Below are 15,254 nucleotides of genomic sequence, written 5' to 3' on the forward strand. Positions count from 1 at the left end.
AAAGTTAAGGTAAAAACTGAGGGGGGGCAGAGCGATGGGTAGAGCGACGCATTCGAAGAAAGCCCAGGTCACTTATCTGAAGGACAGGATCCGGCTGATTTCTCTTATGGCAGATGCACTGGATGAAGAAACGGCACAGCCGGAGGATCTGGACAAACTGCTTCAGATGATGGACGAATTTGAAATCCGGATTCGCCGGTTCCGCGACGATTGGAAGGCGGATCTGACTTCGGACTGAAACTCATAAAATAAACGGATCAGGTCAACCTAGTCATAAAGAGGTGATCCGATCTGAAAAAAATACTCCTAACCGTGATGCTTGCGGTCAGCGCCGTCATCTGTTTTCCTCAGCCCGGATCCGCTTCGGACTGGTACTTTCTACCGGCGAAGAATCATCAGCCGGCGACTACCGAACCGGAATATGCGGCGCTGCTGAAGAAGTACAACGGGATCTACACTGGTAATACAGCGAAGAAGGAAATTTTTCTGACGTTCGATAACGGCTATGAGGCGGGCTATACCGGAAAAATTCTCGACACTCTGAAAAAAGAGCACGTTCCGGCCACCTTCTTCATTACCGGCCACTATATCACCGACCAGCCGGAACTTGTCCGGCGAATGGTCCGGGAAGGGCACATTATCGGCAACCATTCGTGGGGCCATCCGGATCTCTCGCAGATCAGCGACCAGAGATATGAACAGGAACTGAAAAAGCTGAAAGACGCCTACACGAAACTGACCGGCAATAAGACCATGCGCTATTTGCGGCCGCCGCGCGGGACGTTCAGCGAGCGCTCGCTGAAACTGGCCAATAATGCCGGGTACGTCAGCGTCTTCTGGTCCGCGGCCTATCAGGACTGGCTGCGCGACCAGCAGCATGGCGGCGGTTATGCCTACGATCATATCATGCGCCGGATCCATCCCGGAGCCATTGTCCTGCTTCACACCGTGTCGCGTGATAATGCCGATGCGCTTCCCCGCGTGATTGCCGATTTAAAGAAACAGGACTATCAATTCCGCAGTCTCGACGATCTGATGGCGGAAAAATCGCTGGACAGGCATCAGCAGCCAAAAAAATAACGATAAAGCCCTCCCGGCAGATCAGAATTCCGCCGGGAAGGCTTTTTTTAAATTTCAGAGCGTTTCAGTGTGGCTCCATCATTTACTGCAGACAGAATAACGAACCCAATAGAAAGAAACAAGGCTGATTATGAAAAAAAGTTGTTAATTTGTCGTAAAAAAAGTTAATCACACAATCCACAGAGTTATCCACATGCTTGACATGGATCCGGCCTTATTTGGCCGCTTTATCAACGACTTATGCACATAATCCACCGGCAGTCCAAAATTTATCTACAAAATTATACACCATCCGACTTTTCGCGATCATCAGGCCGGGCAAGGGTTGGGGAAAGTTATCCACATATCCACAGAGTTATTGACAATTACAAAACAGTTGTCCTCACATATTCAGAATAGTAAATTTAAAATCGACGGCAGATGGATCTTTTCGACAAAGGTCTGCGAGGATTAATGTATAATGTAAGAAAACCTGGCGGCCGGGTAAGCGATGACCGGTACCTGGTCCGCCGCAGAGTCTGGTAAAATAGAATGAGCAGGCTGACAGTGATTTATTAACGGGAGGATGAGCCGGATGCCGGTGATCACCGCGATCAGGACGGATGATAAAGAAAAAGAATCTTTTAAAGTAGAGGTGACGGGGGATGACGGCCAAAGCGTGACGCTCCGGATCCACGAAGATGTGCTTGTCCGCTATGAACTGCATAAAGGCCAGATCCTTTCAGGGCTCCAGCTGGACGGCCTTCGGCAGGAAGCAGCGGGCATCCATGCCTATCATGCCGGACTGAGGTATCTTGCATTTCGGATGCGGAGTGTGCATGAAATGAGGGACTATCTGGAGAAAAAAGACTACAGCCCGGCCCAAATTGACTTTGCCGTCCGGCGGCTGAAGAAAGAACGTGTACTGGACGATCACGCATTCGCCGAATCTTTTATCCGGACGCGGATGAAACTGTCGACAAAAGGACCGAAGCTGATCTATCGGGAGCTGCTTCAGGCCGGGGTTTCACAGGAGTATGCAGCGCTGTCGGAGACCCTGTTCCCGGAAGACGATCAGCTGGAGCATGCGCGAAAATACCTGGCCAAGCAAACCGCATCGGTGAAAAATAAAAAATCGTCTGCTGAAGCACGGCAGGTTCTCTCCAGGCTGCTGATGCAAAGGGGCTATTCACGGAAAATCTCCGATCAGGTGATTGTCGAGATTGAGCCCTTTCTTGCAGAAAACGAGAAGAGTGCACTGGCCTATCAGGGCGAAAAAGCGATGCAGAAATTCAAGAAATTCACAGGAATCGATTTTATCCAGAGAGTGAAAACCTATCTTTACCGAAAAGGATTTCCAGCCGAAGAGATTCAATCCTATCTGGACGGCCATACGAGCGGGAACCATTAAATGAAGACGGGAGGTGCGGCTGATGGAACGCCGCTTCAGTGAAATGTCGCCTTATGAACTGACTCAGAAAATCGGAGAGTTTACGGATCATGCCCGAAAAGCAGAGCAGATGGGCATGGTTAATGAACTGGCCGTCTATGAACGGAAAATTGATATGGCAAAAGCTTATCTGATGGATCCGGAAAGCTTCAGTCCGGGTCGTATTTACCTCGTTCAGGATCGTCCGTTCACCCTGGTTAAGCTGAAAGGGACGATGGCCTGGGGAACGTTCTCGTCCGGCGGTAAGTTGCAGGCGTTTCCTATTTCTCTGCTGAAGAAAATAAAGAAACCTTCAGGGAACGGCACAACTTGTCGGGAGAAGTAAACTAAAACGCAGCTCGGTTTCCAGTGTTGAAACCGAGCTGCGTTTTATTGAATGAATCGGTTATTTGGTCTGGGCAAATGCCAGTTTCTTAATCAGTTTCTGTTCGCTGAAGACCCAGCCGGTAAACGAGCTTTCGATGTGCATATCCTGTCCGAGCCATACGGTTGCCGTGAACGGATAGCAGCCCTTCGAATAATAACGAAGATCAGTAAACTGGATCACATGGTGTCCGTTCCGTTCATAGATCGTCCAGCGGTAGATCGGCGAGAAGGAAAGAAATGCGCGAACATTTTTGTCTCTTGAAGCCATTTGAATCAGCTTGTTCTCGTGATCTACCGGGACGCGGTCGAATGCATCAATCAGAATCAGCCGGCGGCCTTCAAGTTTGCCGACATAATAGCGGTCATGACTCTCCGCTGCGACGTGATAGTGGGCCCACAGCATCGTCGGCGAAAGATAAACTTTCGTCAGATCCGGCAACTGTTTACGGACGAACTGAACCATTTTGTGATGCTGAATGCCGCGAAGGACATAATAAGCAGTGAGCACGATATAGATCGTCACAAAAGTGACGCCAGGATGCCCGACGGTTTGCCAGATCATGAACCCCATTAAATGGAGACAGAAGATAAATGGGTCAAAAATATTGATCGTGCCGAGAGCAACCCAGCGGTTCGTCAGCGGGCGCGCCGCCTGTGTGCCGTAGGCATTGAAAATATCGACGAAGACGTGAAGTGCAACCGCTATGGCGGTCCAGAGCAGAATATGGGCGGCATTCACTTGCGGCGATAAGGCCAGTGCCAGTGCCGAAATGGCAAACGGCCAGAGCATGGTTGCCGGAAGCGAATGGGTAATACCCCGATGATTGCGGATGTACGCCGCATTATTTTTCAGCTTGAGTACCGTATCAATGTCAGGTATGACAGATCCTGTAACAGCACCGATCATCACCGCATGAAATGTCGCCGGATCACCGGCAACTGCGGGGTCAAGCGTTGCAAGACCGGCCAGACCGAAACCCATCACAATATGCGTGGCTGTATCCATATTAATACAGATATCCTCCTTAGACGTACTTGGCATCAATACATCTGTATACTTTTACATTTTGGCATAAAATGAGGCATAATGGAAGAGTCAGACGCTGAAAATGTTATAAAAATAATTACAGATGTGTCTGATCCTTTTCAAAGTCCTGGCAGGCGGACTTTTTCCCAGAAAGCTCTGCCAAACAGCATTGCTGATTTTTGCCGCTGCTTTGATTGGCGTGGAAGGCGCGAGACTCCTGCGGGAGCAGCAAGCCTTCCGGCCTCACAGCGAGTGCAACGAGCGAAGAGGCTCACGGATTACCCGCGAAAAGCGGACGCCCGCAGCACAAATTAACAGTGCCGGAGCTTTCCTAAAAAGTTCTCTGATGTCTGGAGTGTGTTCGGTGGATTTTTCGCAAATCAGGAAATTTAATCATGATCTTCTGAGCTGGTTTCATGAAAATGGGCGGGACCTTCCCTGGCGGAAGACAAAAGATCCTTATTATATATGGATTTCAGAAGTAATGCTGCAGCAGACGCAGGTGGATACGGTAATCCCGTACTATCAGCGCTTTATTGACTGGTTCCCGACGATCCGGGCGCTGGCGGACGCGCCGGAAGAGCGCGTGCTGAAGAGCTGGGAAGGACTCGGGTACTATTCCCGGGCAAGAAATCTGCAGAGCGGTGTCCGCGAGGTGGCTGAAAAGTATCATGGCCGGCTTCCGGACGACAAAAAGCAGCTGCTGTCGATCCGCGGTATCGGTCCATACACGGCCGGTGCCCTGCTCAGCATTGCTTTTGATGAACCGGAACCGGCGGTCGACGGCAATGTCATGCGGGTGATGTCGCGGATTTTCCTCATCGACGAGGATATCGCCAAATCAGGAACAAAAAAGCAGTTCGAACAGATCGTGCAGGAGCTGATCCGCGAAGCCGATCCACGGGCGTTCAGCCAGAGCCTGATGGACCTCGGCGCACTGATCTGCCGACCGCGGAACCCGCTCTGTCCCGTGTGCCCGGTGCGCGAATTTTGCGGGGCTTATAAAGAAGGGGTTCAGTCGGAGTATCCGGTGAAGAGCAGGAAAGCCGGTCCGGTGGCGAAGGGCTACGCGATTCTCCTGCTCCATGATGAAAAGGGAAATTTTTTGATCGAAAAACGCCCGGAGAAAGGTTTGCTCGCCGGCATGTGGCAGTTTCCGATGGTACCCGGCACGAAGAAGGCGGCGTTCACTGAAGCTGCAGAAAAGATATCCGGCCAGTCAGTCCGCCTCAGAAAAGAGAATTTTTCCTGCACGCACCGTTTCTCCCACCTGATTTGGGAACTGACGCTTTATTCAGGAACCTGCCGTATTCCGGAGACAATGGATGAAACGCGGCGATGGCTCACTCTCGAAGATCTGGCAGAGCTGCCGTTTCCTGTGCCCCATCAAAAAGTGATCCAATGGATAAATGAAAACCGGGGTACATAAAATCCGGAAAAGTTGGCAAGATTATAAGCCGTGGAGGTGATACTCAATGGCTAAGAAGACGAATGCGGGTACAGATGTGGAACAAGTGAAGAAGCAGAATGCCCAGTCGAAGAACGGACAGTTCAGCAACGAATTCGCTGAAGAAACGAATGCTCAGGAAGTCCGTCAGCAGAATCAGAAGTCGCAACAGAACAAACAGTAATCACCTTTACATGAATAAAGCGTTTCGGCCGATATAAGAAGCCGAAGCGCTTTATTTTTTTGTCCGTCACCTTCGGACCGGCAGAATTTGTGTATTGACAGACCCGGTCAAACATTGTAACGTTTTGTCTGTTCTTTAAATGTTATAACATGTGACATAGAAGGAGGTGCAACCTTTTGGCTGATTCAATTTTGGAAGTTAAGGACTTGAGAACTTCTTTTTTCACCGATGACGGCGAAGTCCCGGCCGTGGACGGGATCACTTTTTCAGTTAAAGAAGGCGAAATCCTCGGACTTGTCGGCGAATCCGGATGCGGGAAAAGTGTCACGTCGCTTTCAATCATGGGGCTGCTGCCGTCGCCTCCCGGGAAAATTGTCGGTGGACAGATTCTCTATAAAGGGGAAGATATCAGCCACGCAAAGGAATCCCGGATGCGCAAATTGCGCGGTAACGATATTGCCATGATCTTTCAGGAACCGATGACTTCTTTGAATCCGGTCTTTACGATTGGCGAACAACTGACCGAAGCCATTCGTCTACATAAAAAGATGCCGAAAAAAGATCTTGAAGCGCGTGCCGTTGATCTGCTGAAGATGGTCGGCCTGCCGCGTGCCAGGGAACTGCTCAAGGAATATCCGCATGAACTTTCCGGAGGGATGCGCCAGCGAGTGATGATCGCCATTGCGATGTCCTGTGATCCCAAGGTGCTGATTGCCGATGAACCGACGACGGCGCTGGACGTCACTATCCAGGCGCAGATTCTCGACCTGATGGCGAAGCTGAACCGCGAGACGCATACGGCGATCATTCTGATTACTCACGATCTGGGCGTTGTTGCCCAGGTATGCAAGCGCGTCGTTGTTATGTATGCCGGCAAAGTCGTTGAGCAGGGGGATGTCCGGGATATTTTCAATCATCCGGAACATCCCTATACAGAAGGGCTGATCCGTTCGATTCCGGATCTGTTTTCTAAAAAAGATACCCTTTATACGATCAAGGGCAGTGTCCCGAAACCGGGTTCGATCAAGAAGGGCTGTCTGTTCGCACCGCGCTGCCCTTATGTCATGGACAAGTGCCGGACAGCGGAGCCTGAGCTGACCGGCGACAGACACAAATCACGCTGCTTCCTGCATCGGGAAGACGCGTAGAAAGGAGTTCCATATATGAGCGAACCGCTGCTTAAAGTAGAAGGCCTGAAAAAATATTTTCCGATTAAAGGCGGACTCTTAGGAAAAGTGAGTGAAACGGTCCGTGCCGTCGACGGCGTCAGCTTCTCAGTCAATGAAGGGGAAACGCTCGGCATCGTCGGCGAGTCCGGCTGCGGAAAATCAACGACCGGGCGGATGGCCATGCGGCTGATCGAGCCGACGGCAGGGAAGGTTTTCTTTGAGGGAAAAGACATCCTGAATCTTTCGAAGAGCGAGATGCGCAGGACCCGTAAGGATATTCAGATGATTTTCCAGGATCCGTTTGCTTCGCTGAATCCGCGTCAGACGGTCGGCAGGATTATTGAAGAGCCGATGATTGTGCACCATATGGGAAACAGCAGTGAACGCAGAAAACGGGTTGACGAACTGCTTGAACTCGTCGGTCTGAGCGCTTATTATGCCAAACGCTATCCGCATCAGTTCAGCGGCGGGCAGAGGCAGCGGATCGGTATCGCCAGGGCGCTTGCCGTCCGGCCGAAACTGATCATTGCCGACGAACCGGTTTCTGCCCTTGACGTTTCGGTTCAGTCTCAGGTACTGAATCTGCTGCAGGATCTCCAGAAACGATTCAATCTGACATACATCTTTATTGCTCACGATCTGAGTGTTGTCCGGCACATCAGCAATCGCGTTGCCGTGATGTATCTCGGCAAGATTGTCGAGATCTCGGACAGTGAGCGATTATACGATCATCCGGAACATCCCTATACCAAAGCGCTTTTGTCCGCAGTGCCGATTCCGGATCCGGATAATAAGACGAACCGGATCATCCTCAAGGGGGACGTTCCGAGTCCGGCGCATCCGCCGGCCGGATGCCCCTTTCATGACCGCTGTCCTGTTGCAATGGACATTTGCGCGAAAGAAGTGCCGGTGTTGAAAAAAACGGAAGACGGACGGCTGGTTTCCTGCCATCTGTATGACTGAAGCAAAAAGGGGTGAGAACGATGCTTTCGTATTCAATTAAACGTCTGCTGATGCTGATTCCCGTACTGATCGGCATGACGCTGATCGTTTTTGGAATCATTCATGCGATCCCGGGAAATCCTGCCCAGACGATTCTGGGCACCAAAGCCACACCTGAGGCCATTCACAATCTCAATCAGGCACTCGGGCTTGACCAGCCCTGGTATATTCAATATTTTACATATCTGAAGAATATCTTCAGCGGCAATCTCGGCACATCTATTCAGGACAACATGCCGATTGCCAGGGAGATCTGGCCGCATCTGGCGGCAACGATTGAACTGTCGTTTGTCGCGATGGTCATTGCCGTTGTCGTTGGGATCAATGCCGGCATTATCAGTGCCTGGAAACAGAATTCGGCACTGGATTATTCGGCGATGATTCTCGCGCTGATCGGTGTGTCGATGCCGATTTTCTGGCTCGGTCTGCTGGAACAGTGGCTGTTTTCCGTCAAGCTGAACTGGCTGCCGTCGATCGGACGCCTGGATATTGTCAGCACAGTCCGGCCGATAACCAACTTATATCTCATTGATACACTGATCGAAGGCCAGTTCAGTCAGTTCTGGATGGTCGTCCGCCATCTGATTCTGCCGGCGATTGCGCTGGCGACCATCCCGACAGCCATCATTGCCCGGATGACCCGGTCCAGCATGCTGGAAGTGCTTAAATCGGATTACATCAGGACGACAAAGGCAAAAGGCGAACGGATGGGCCTGATCGTCTACAAATACGCTTTGAAGAATGCCTTCATTCCGATTCTTACAGTCATCGGTCTGCAAACCGGCCTGATGCTTGGCGGTGCGATCCTGACCGAAACGATTTTCGGCTGGCCGGGCATCGGCCTCTACGTATACAATGCGATCCAGTACCGCGACTATCCGGTGATTCAGTCCGGTATTCTGGTGATCGCTTTTCTGTTCGTAATGGTCAACTTTGTCACTGATCTGCTGTATGGTCTGATTGATCCGCGTATCAAATATCGCTAATGAAGGAAGGGAAAATAGATGCCACAGTCCGAGCAAAATACCGCGGTTCAGCCCGCGGAAGAAGAAAAAGGGCCGTTTGTTCGGAATTTACTGGAATTCTGGAAATCATTCCGAAAGAATAAACCGGCGATCGTCGGTGCGGTGATTGTCCTGTTTTTTATTCTGATGGCTGCGTTTGCCGGATTCATTGCACCGCAGGGGATCAATGATCAAAATATCAACATTCGCCTTCAGCCGCCATCCGCAAGTCACTGGCTTGGTACCGATGATTTCGGCAGGGATATCCTGAGCCGGATCATCTACGGTTCCCGGCTTTCCCTTCGTGTCGGCTTCTTCGCTGTCATCGGATCGATTATTGTCGGTACCCTGCTCGGTGTTGCCGCCGGCTATTTCGGTAAATTTATCGATACGGTCATCTCCCGGTTCTTTGATATTCTTCTTGCCTTTCCGAGCATCCTGCTGTCGATTGCGATCGTCGCTGTTCTCGGTCCGTCACTGAATAACGCACTGGTAGCCATTGCGATCGTCAATGTGCCGGTGTTCGGCCGACTGGTGCGTGCACGTGTGCTGACGGTTAAGGAAGAGGAGTATATCATGGCGGCCCGGTCGATCGGCATGGGCAATACCCGGATTATCTTCAATCATATTCTTCCGAACAGCTTCGCTCCGATTATTGTTCAGGGGACGCTGAATATTGCCACTGCGATTCTGGACGCGGCCGGTCTCGGTTTTCTCGGCATGGGCGCGCAGCCGCCGCAGCCGGAATGGGGCACGATGCTTTCGAGTTCCCGGCAGTATATCACCAATGCACCATGGACCGTTCTTTTTCCGGGGCTCGCCATCATCCTTGTGGTTGTCGGATTCAACCTGATGGGCGACGGTCTGCGTGATGCCCTTGATCCAAGGATGAAAAACTGAATCCGGTTCGAAAAATTTTTTTTGTCAGATTGTAGAATTGTTGATCATGGGGTACAATTATTAAGATGTGAAATTTCCTTACATCTTACATAAAGATACAGGGGGGCAAATGTTTTGAAGAAAAGGTATGTAACAGCAGCTGTTGCCTTGATCCTTGCCTTGGCAATGGCCCTGACCGGATGCGGCGGCGCTTCCGGCGGATCTTCCGGCAGTCAGGCAGCGGCCAAGACACTGATCTTCGGCCGTGGTGCCGATGCTACGTCACTGGATCCGGCGGTTGTAACGGACGGTGAATCGTTCCGTGTGACACAAAACATCTTTGATACGCTGGTTTCTTACGACTATGCGAATCAGAGTACCAATGTCAAACCAAGCCTGGCAACCAGCTGGACAATCACCAACGGCGGCAAAACGTATACGTTCAAACTGAAAAAAGGCGTTAAATTTCAGGACGGTACGGCGTTCAATGCCAAAGCGGTTGTTTATAACTTCGAACGCTGGATGAACGGCAAGGCTTCAGGTAAATTTGCTTACTTCCCGTCGATGTTCGGCGGCTATGCAGGTGATAAGGGACTCGTCATCCAGAGCGTCACGGCACCGGATACCAACACGGTTGTCTTCACGCTGAAACGCCCGTCGGCACCGTTCCTGAAGAACCTCGCGATGTCTCCATTCGCCATCTCGAGTCCGGCCGCGATCAAGAAATACGGTAAAAACTACGGAACTACAGCTGCGGTCGGCACAGGCGCATATGTATTCAAGAACTGGAAACGCAACGACACGATTACCCTGCAGGCGAATAAGAACTATTGGAAAAAAGGTCTGCCGAAGATCGGCAAGCTGATTTTCAAAGTTATCCCGGATAACAGTTCCCGTCTGAACGCAATGAAGAATGGTGAAATTGATCTGATGGACGGCGTGAACCCGAGTGATGTTGCCGGTCTGAAGGGCAACAGCCAGCTCAAAGTCTACTCACGTCCGCCGATGAACATTGCCTACATGGGCTTCAATGTCACGATGAAACCGTTCAACAATGTCAAGGTTCGTCAGGCACTGAACATGGCGGTCGACAAGTCCGGTATTGTTAAAGCCTTCTACAACGGTCAGGCACAACCGGCCGTCAACCCGATGCCGCCGAGCCTTCTTGGTTACGACAAGAGCATCAAGCCTTATGCTTACAATCTGAAACAAGCGAAGAAACTTTTGGCGCAGGCCGGCTATCCAAAAGGTTTTTCGACCACTCTTTATACGATGTCGAACCCGCGTGATTACATGCCGGAACCGATGAATGTCGCTCAGTCGGTTCAGTCGACATTCGGTAAGATTGGCGTCAAAGTTAAAATCGTCTCGGTTGAATGGTCCTCTTATATTGACAAGCTGACCAAGGGCGGCGCGCCGATGTACATGATGGGCTGGATCGGTGACAATGGTGATCCGGACAACTTCCTGTACACGCTGCTGGATAAGGATGCCATCGGTTCGAATAACTTCTCATTCTATTCGAACAACAAGCTGCACAATATTCTGATTGCTGCGCAGTCTCAGACGAACGATGCAAAGCGTGTCGCTTTGTATAACCAGGCTCAGGTCATCCTGCATCAGGATGCGCCTTGGGTACCGCTCGTTTATGCGAACCCTGTTCTCGTCGGCAAGAGCACGATCGGCAACTACAAACCGAGCCCGACCGGCACAGAACCGTTTGATGCAGTAACGATTAAATGATCTGATCTGAATTGAATTACGATCGAAAAACCCGTCGGTATCACTCCGACGGGCTTTTCTATTTCAGCTTTTTAACCATGTCCGGTTAAGGCTCAGCGGCAGAGATTGTGCTGAAAGGCATAGATCACCGCCTGAGTCCGGTCCTGAACACCGAGCTTGCTGAGGATATTGCTGACGTGAACTTTTACCGTTTTGAGACTGATGAATAATTCGTCTGCGATTTCCTGATTGGTCTTCCCGCGGGCAACGAGCAGAAGCACCTCCATCTCGCGGCGGGTCAGCTCTTCATGCGGTGCTGCAGCATGCCCTTTCTTCATCCGTGCCATCACTTTCTCAGTGACCTCAGGTTCGAGCACGGACCGGCCATGATAGGTAGCACGGATGGCATCGGCAATTTCACTGGCCTTTGAGGTTTTCAGCAGGTAGCTGGCGGCTCCGGCTTCAATGGCCGGATAGACCTTGTCGTCATCAAGAAAACTGGTGACGACGATGATTTTCGCTTCCGGCCAGGATTTGATGATTGTTCGCGTGGCTTCAATGCCGTCCATTGGCGCCATCACCAGATCCATCAGGATGATATCCGGACGGAGCTTCAGAGCGAGCGGAACGCCTTCCTGTCCATTTGCCGCTTCGCCGACGACTTCAATGTCCGGCTGAGACGACAGGTAGGCAGAAACGCCGATCCGCACCATTTCGTGGTCATCGATGAAGATAACTCGAATCATTCCAGTTCTTCCCCCTTCAGAATGGGAACCTTAATCTCAAGACTTGTTCCCTGTCCGGGCACACTGACGAGCCTGAGCTGTCCGCCGATCTGAGCAGCCCGTTCTCGGATGTTCATCAGTCCGTACGACCCCGGCTTGTCCTGATCCCGCCTGAAGCCGATCCCGTCATCGGAAATACGCATGATCGCCAGGCCATCCCGCCGGATCAGCAGGACATCCAGTGTCGAAGCTTTGGCGTGACGAAGGGTGTTAGATACGGATTCCTGAAGAATCCGAAACAACTGATCTTCCATCCCTTTCTCAAGACGGATCGGCTCAATCGTCCAGTTGATCGTCATCGGCACTTTCTGCCGCAGTTCGCCGAGCAGGTCCTCCATCCCTTCCTTAAGCGCCTTCCCGTGAAGCTGTACCGGTCTGAGATGCAGAAACAGGGCGCGCATCTCAAGCTGGGACTGATGAATCGTTTCTTCGACAAGGTGCAGCTGGCGGGTCTGCGCGTCATTCGCCGGCAATTGCGACTCATTAATTGTCGACATCAGCATCGATGCGGCAAAGAGCTGCTGGCTGACTGAATCATGGAGTTCACGGGCAAGGCGGTTGCGCTCTTCAGAGACAACATTCTGAATCACTTTCTCCTCGATTTCCGATTTCCTGCTTGCCATTTTCCGGGAGAGCTGCGCCTGCTCTTCCACCTGGCGCTCAAGTTCCTGCAGTTTATTTCCGATCATTTTTGTATCATCTGATTTCAAGAGCAGGGACAGATCCTGCCGCCGGCCCTGCGTCAAATCGGCGAGCGCGTCGTCGATCCGGTTCAGCGTCGAACGCCAGTAGAAACCGGACAGAAAACCGGAGGCGAGGCCGAAGCAGGCGGCAAGTGCCGGCACGATAAGGGCGAAGGGAAGATGCCAGACTTGCCGCGTCCAGATCAGCTCCCAGTTGCCCGGCGGAAAGACAAGAAAATAGAGTGTTGAGAAAATGATCAGAAAACAGAGCGAGAATAGGATTCCGGAGATGATTTGCCGTTTGATGCCGCTCATACCCGCTTCACCTCCAGACTGCCGGCAACGGCCGAGACGAAAACTTTCACTTTCTGTCCGGCCTCTTCATAACCTTCCGACTGAAGGGTGACTGATTTGTTGATCAGGCGCGCTTCTGAGCGGCCGAAGAAATTCATTTGCCCGAGCATGATGGAGTAGTGAAGGGATACGCCGACATCGTAAGGCACGAGAATACGGATCCGGCCGGCCAGATGACGGATAAAGATGACCGCTCCTTTCTTCGGCAGAATTGTCCGGCTGAGATCGATCACTGTGTCGCCCGCTCCGGTCTGAATATTGATATCCTGCCACGGGTACTCCGGTTCCGGCGTCTTCTGATAACCGAACCATTTGTTCCTCAGAACAGTGTTCAGCAAGGTCGTGTGCCCGGCCGCAGCATTCGGTATCTCCGGATCCGGGCTGATCCGGAGCGGATGGCGCTTCTTTTGTATGAAATCAACAAGGAACAGAAGGACAAGGCCCAGAATCACAAGCCTGAAGACAAACAGGCTCAGGAGAGTCAGGGCAAGGCCGAACAGACCGATCCAGAGGATCAGTTTGCCGGCCGGTTTCTTTCGGTGGTTCCGCCCGTAATAGACCATTGATCCGAACAGGCAGGCAGGGAAAAGAAAACCCCATCCGGCCACTGTGACCTGAATGACCGCGAGCAGGAGCGCGATGACCAGCAGCCAGCTGTATTTATCCTTATTGAATGAATCGAACATCGGGCTCACTTCCCTGGGGCGATATGTACAATAATGGAAAAGGTGCGCCCACCTTTTCCTATTTTAACCGATTAACTTGTCCTGCGTCCTGTTCACCGGGAAATTGTTCAGTCCGTCTGACCCTTTGCTTTCAGTTCGCGCTGAATCCGTCTGATCCGGGCATCAATCGTATTGTGCTGATCTTCGGTGTTTACCTTATTTTCAAGCCGTTCCAGATACAGTTCACTTTCTTCAAATATGGAGAACGACTGTCCGAAAGCCTGTCCGGGGTGAATGACGCGGTCCATATGGCTGTTGGCACTGGCAATGTTCTCACGACTCATCAGTTCCATCCGTTTCAGATACATATCTTTCAGCCGGCGCTTCATGTCCGCAAATTTCTCTTCAAGCTGTTCCAGCTGCCGGACGCAGTTGTCCAATGCTGCTTTGATCCGTTCTGCCTTCTGTGCGTAATCTTCTTTTTCCTTCAGAGCAAACTCTTGCAGCCCCTGCTCTGAGGCCTGTCTGGCAATTTCCGCCTGCCTGCCGCGCTTTTCCGCCATTTCGGCGGCCTGATGATATTCCCGGATAAAGGTATCTTTCAAAAGGTACTGGCGGTCGATCCGATCACGGACCCGCTTCACTTCTTTTTCACAAAGGCGCAGATGCTGGTTCAGCATGGCGATCGGATTTTTCTGCTCTTTCTGATCCAGCAGTTCATTAATATCGGATGAAATGGAGTCTTTAATTCGGGTAAGAAGGTTGCTCATTGTGTATCGCTCCTTTTGCTAGTTTTATTGCCGCGCGTTTCCGGTTACATGAATTCTTTCCATTGTCTGTCGAAGTTGTCGAACGGGTCTTTCTGCACGTGCTCCTCTTCTTTGCGGGTTTTCCAGGCTTTGTATACGTAAAAGAGAGCGATCAGTGCGGCCGCGCCGATCACTGCCGGTACATTGGCGACCGAGAAGGACAGGGCGATAAGCCCGACCAGCACCCAGAGGACTTTGGCCCCTGTGGATTCAGCCCGGATGAATTTCCGGAAAGCAAACCACAGGATCGTCAGGCTGATCAGCAGGCCGATCATCGGACCGATGTGGGTCAGAAGAATGATCAGCAGAATCGTTCCGAGAATAAACAGCATCACTTTTTTCATGTTTCTTCCTCCCTTCCTTGATTCCATCATAATCGAGTAGGAGGAAATCTTCGATTTCCGACCTCTCACACCACCGTACGTACGGATCCGTATACGGCGGTTCAACAACTTAAGCACTCTGAATATGCTGGAGTGTCTTGGAAAGATTAACCAGTCCAAGATGCTCCAGCTTTTCATTCGTCAGGGTGTAACAGAGCGTCTTGCTATGCGCCGTCCGCCAGTACCCTTTACGGGTGTTGGCGAAAGTGAAGGCTTGTGCTTCCGGCATCCCTAACTTCCGGAGTTTTCTGAAACGGGTCCTTATT

The 15,254-nt window shown here is 51.4% G+C and carries 17 protein-coding genes and 1 pseudogene; 11 read left to right on the forward strand and 7 right to left on the reverse strand.

What is annotated here, in order from left to right; translation table 11 throughout:
* The first annotated feature begins 34 nt into the window (after window positions 1–34).
* The 4 genes from D889_RS0110560 (at window position 35) to D889_RS0110575 (ending at window position 2,834) form a co-directional block, all read left to right on the forward strand.
* Entirely contained in the window at window positions 35–238 is a 204-nt protein-coding gene (locus D889_RS0110560) for an SE1561 family protein (protein WP_010632052.1), read from the forward strand.
* 77 nt (window positions 239–315) lie between these two features.
* A complete protein-coding gene (gene pdaA / locus D889_RS0110565; protein WP_010632051.1) occupies window positions 316–1,080 on the forward strand; it encodes a delta-lactam-biosynthetic de-N-acetylase in 765 nt (254 codons plus the stop codon).
* Window positions 1,081–1,654: 574 nt separating this feature from the next.
* Window positions 1,655–2,470, forward strand: a complete 816-nt coding sequence (locus D889_RS0110570) for a RecX family transcriptional regulator (protein ID WP_010632050.1) — start codon at window positions 1,655–1,657, stop codon at window positions 2,468–2,470.
* Window positions 2,471–2,492: 22 nt separating this feature from the next.
* Window positions 2,493–2,834 carry a YfhH family protein gene (locus D889_RS0110575; protein WP_010632049.1) on the forward strand — a complete coding sequence of 114 codons (342 nt, stop codon included), beginning with the start codon at window positions 2,493–2,495 and terminating at the stop codon, window positions 2,832–2,834.
* Between the two features lie 60 nt (window positions 2,835–2,894).
* On the opposite strand, the gene D889_RS0110580 is transcribed toward D889_RS0110575, so the two are convergent.
* Window positions 2,895–3,881, reverse strand: coding sequence for a metal-dependent hydrolase (locus tag D889_RS0110580; RefSeq protein ID WP_010632048.1), 987 nt, complete (start codon window positions 3,879–3,881; stop codon window positions 2,895–2,897).
* Window positions 3,882–4,005: 124 nt separating this feature from the next.
* On the opposite strand from D889_RS0110580, the gene mutY reads away from it, so the two are divergent.
* The 7 genes from mutY (at window position 4,006) to D889_RS0110615 (ending at window position 11,330) form a co-directional block, all read left to right on the forward strand.
* Entirely contained in the window at window positions 4,006–5,331 is a 1,326-nt protein-coding gene (gene mutY, locus D889_RS14965) for an A/G-specific adenine glycosylase (protein ID WP_010632047.1), read from the forward strand.
* 46 nt (window positions 5,332–5,377) lie between these two features.
* On the forward strand, window positions 5,378–5,533 hold the full coding sequence (locus D889_RS0110590) for a gamma-type small acid-soluble spore protein (protein WP_010632046.1): 156 nt from the start codon (window positions 5,378–5,380) through the stop codon (window positions 5,531–5,533).
* 176 nt (window positions 5,534–5,709) lie between these two features.
* A complete protein-coding gene (locus D889_RS0110595; protein WP_010632045.1) occupies window positions 5,710–6,681 on the forward strand; it encodes an ABC transporter ATP-binding protein in 972 nt (323 codons plus the stop codon).
* 15 nt (window positions 6,682–6,696) lie between these two features.
* Window positions 6,697–7,665 (forward strand): ABC transporter ATP-binding protein, encoded by a 969-nt coding sequence (locus D889_RS0110600; RefSeq protein WP_010632044.1) that lies wholly within the window; start codon window positions 6,697–6,699, stop codon window positions 7,663–7,665.
* Between the two features lie 20 nt (window positions 7,666–7,685).
* Window positions 7,686–8,690 carry an ABC transporter permease gene (locus tag D889_RS0110605; RefSeq protein ID WP_010632043.1) on the forward strand — a complete coding sequence of 335 codons (1,005 nt, stop codon included), beginning with the start codon at window positions 7,686–7,688 and terminating at the stop codon, window positions 8,688–8,690.
* Window positions 8,691–8,708: 18 nt separating this feature from the next.
* Window positions 8,709–9,608 (forward strand): ABC transporter permease, encoded by a 900-nt coding sequence (locus D889_RS0110610; RefSeq protein ID WP_010632042.1) that lies wholly within the window; start codon window positions 8,709–8,711, stop codon window positions 9,606–9,608.
* A gap of 114 nt (window positions 9,609–9,722) precedes the next feature.
* Window positions 9,723–11,330 carry an ABC transporter substrate-binding protein gene (locus tag D889_RS0110615; RefSeq protein ID WP_010632041.1) on the forward strand — a complete coding sequence of 536 codons (1,608 nt, stop codon included), beginning with the start codon at window positions 9,723–9,725 and terminating at the stop codon, window positions 11,328–11,330.
* 92 nt (window positions 11,331–11,422) lie between these two features.
* On the opposite strand, the gene D889_RS0110620 is transcribed toward D889_RS0110615, so the two are convergent.
* The 6 genes and pseudogenes from D889_RS0110620 to D889_RS15430 all read right to left on the reverse strand — a co-directional run.
* The gene (locus D889_RS0110620) at window positions 11,423–12,055 is read right to left on the reverse strand and encodes a LuxR C-terminal-related transcriptional regulator (RefSeq protein WP_010632040.1); all 633 of its coding nucleotides are present in this window, start codon (window positions 12,053–12,055) and stop codon (window positions 11,423–11,425) included.
* Complete coding sequence (locus D889_RS0110625) at window positions 12,052–13,092, reverse strand: sensor histidine kinase (protein WP_010632039.1); 1,041 nt, start codon at window positions 13,090–13,092, stop codon at window positions 12,052–12,054. The genes D889_RS0110620 and D889_RS0110625 overlap by 4 nt, the downstream gene beginning before the upstream one ends.
* Window positions 13,089–13,817, reverse strand: coding sequence for a cell wall-active antibiotics response protein LiaF (gene liaF, locus D889_RS0110630; RefSeq protein WP_010632038.1), 729 nt, complete (start codon window positions 13,815–13,817; stop codon window positions 13,089–13,091). Before liaF ends, D889_RS0110625 begins: the two co-directional genes overlap by 4 nt.
* A 107-nt stretch (window positions 13,818–13,924) precedes the next feature.
* Entirely contained in the window at window positions 13,925–14,566 is a 642-nt protein-coding gene (locus D889_RS0110635; RefSeq protein ID WP_010632037.1) for a PspA/IM30 family protein, read from the reverse strand.
* 44 nt (window positions 14,567–14,610) lie between these two features.
* Entirely contained in the window at window positions 14,611–14,949 is a 339-nt protein-coding gene (locus D889_RS0110640) for a lmo0954 family membrane protein (RefSeq protein ID WP_010632036.1), read from the reverse strand.
* A 109-nt stretch (window positions 14,950–15,058) separates the two neighbouring features.
* Window positions 15,059–15,254: pseudogene (locus D889_RS15430) on the reverse strand (group II intron reverse transcriptase/maturase); the annotation flags it as partial.

Origin of the sequence: Sporolactobacillus vineae DSM 21990 = SL153, from assembly GCF_000377985.1 — a bacterium.
GTDB lineage: Bacteria > Bacillota > Bacilli > Bacillales > Sporolactobacillaceae > Sporolactobacillus > Sporolactobacillus vineae.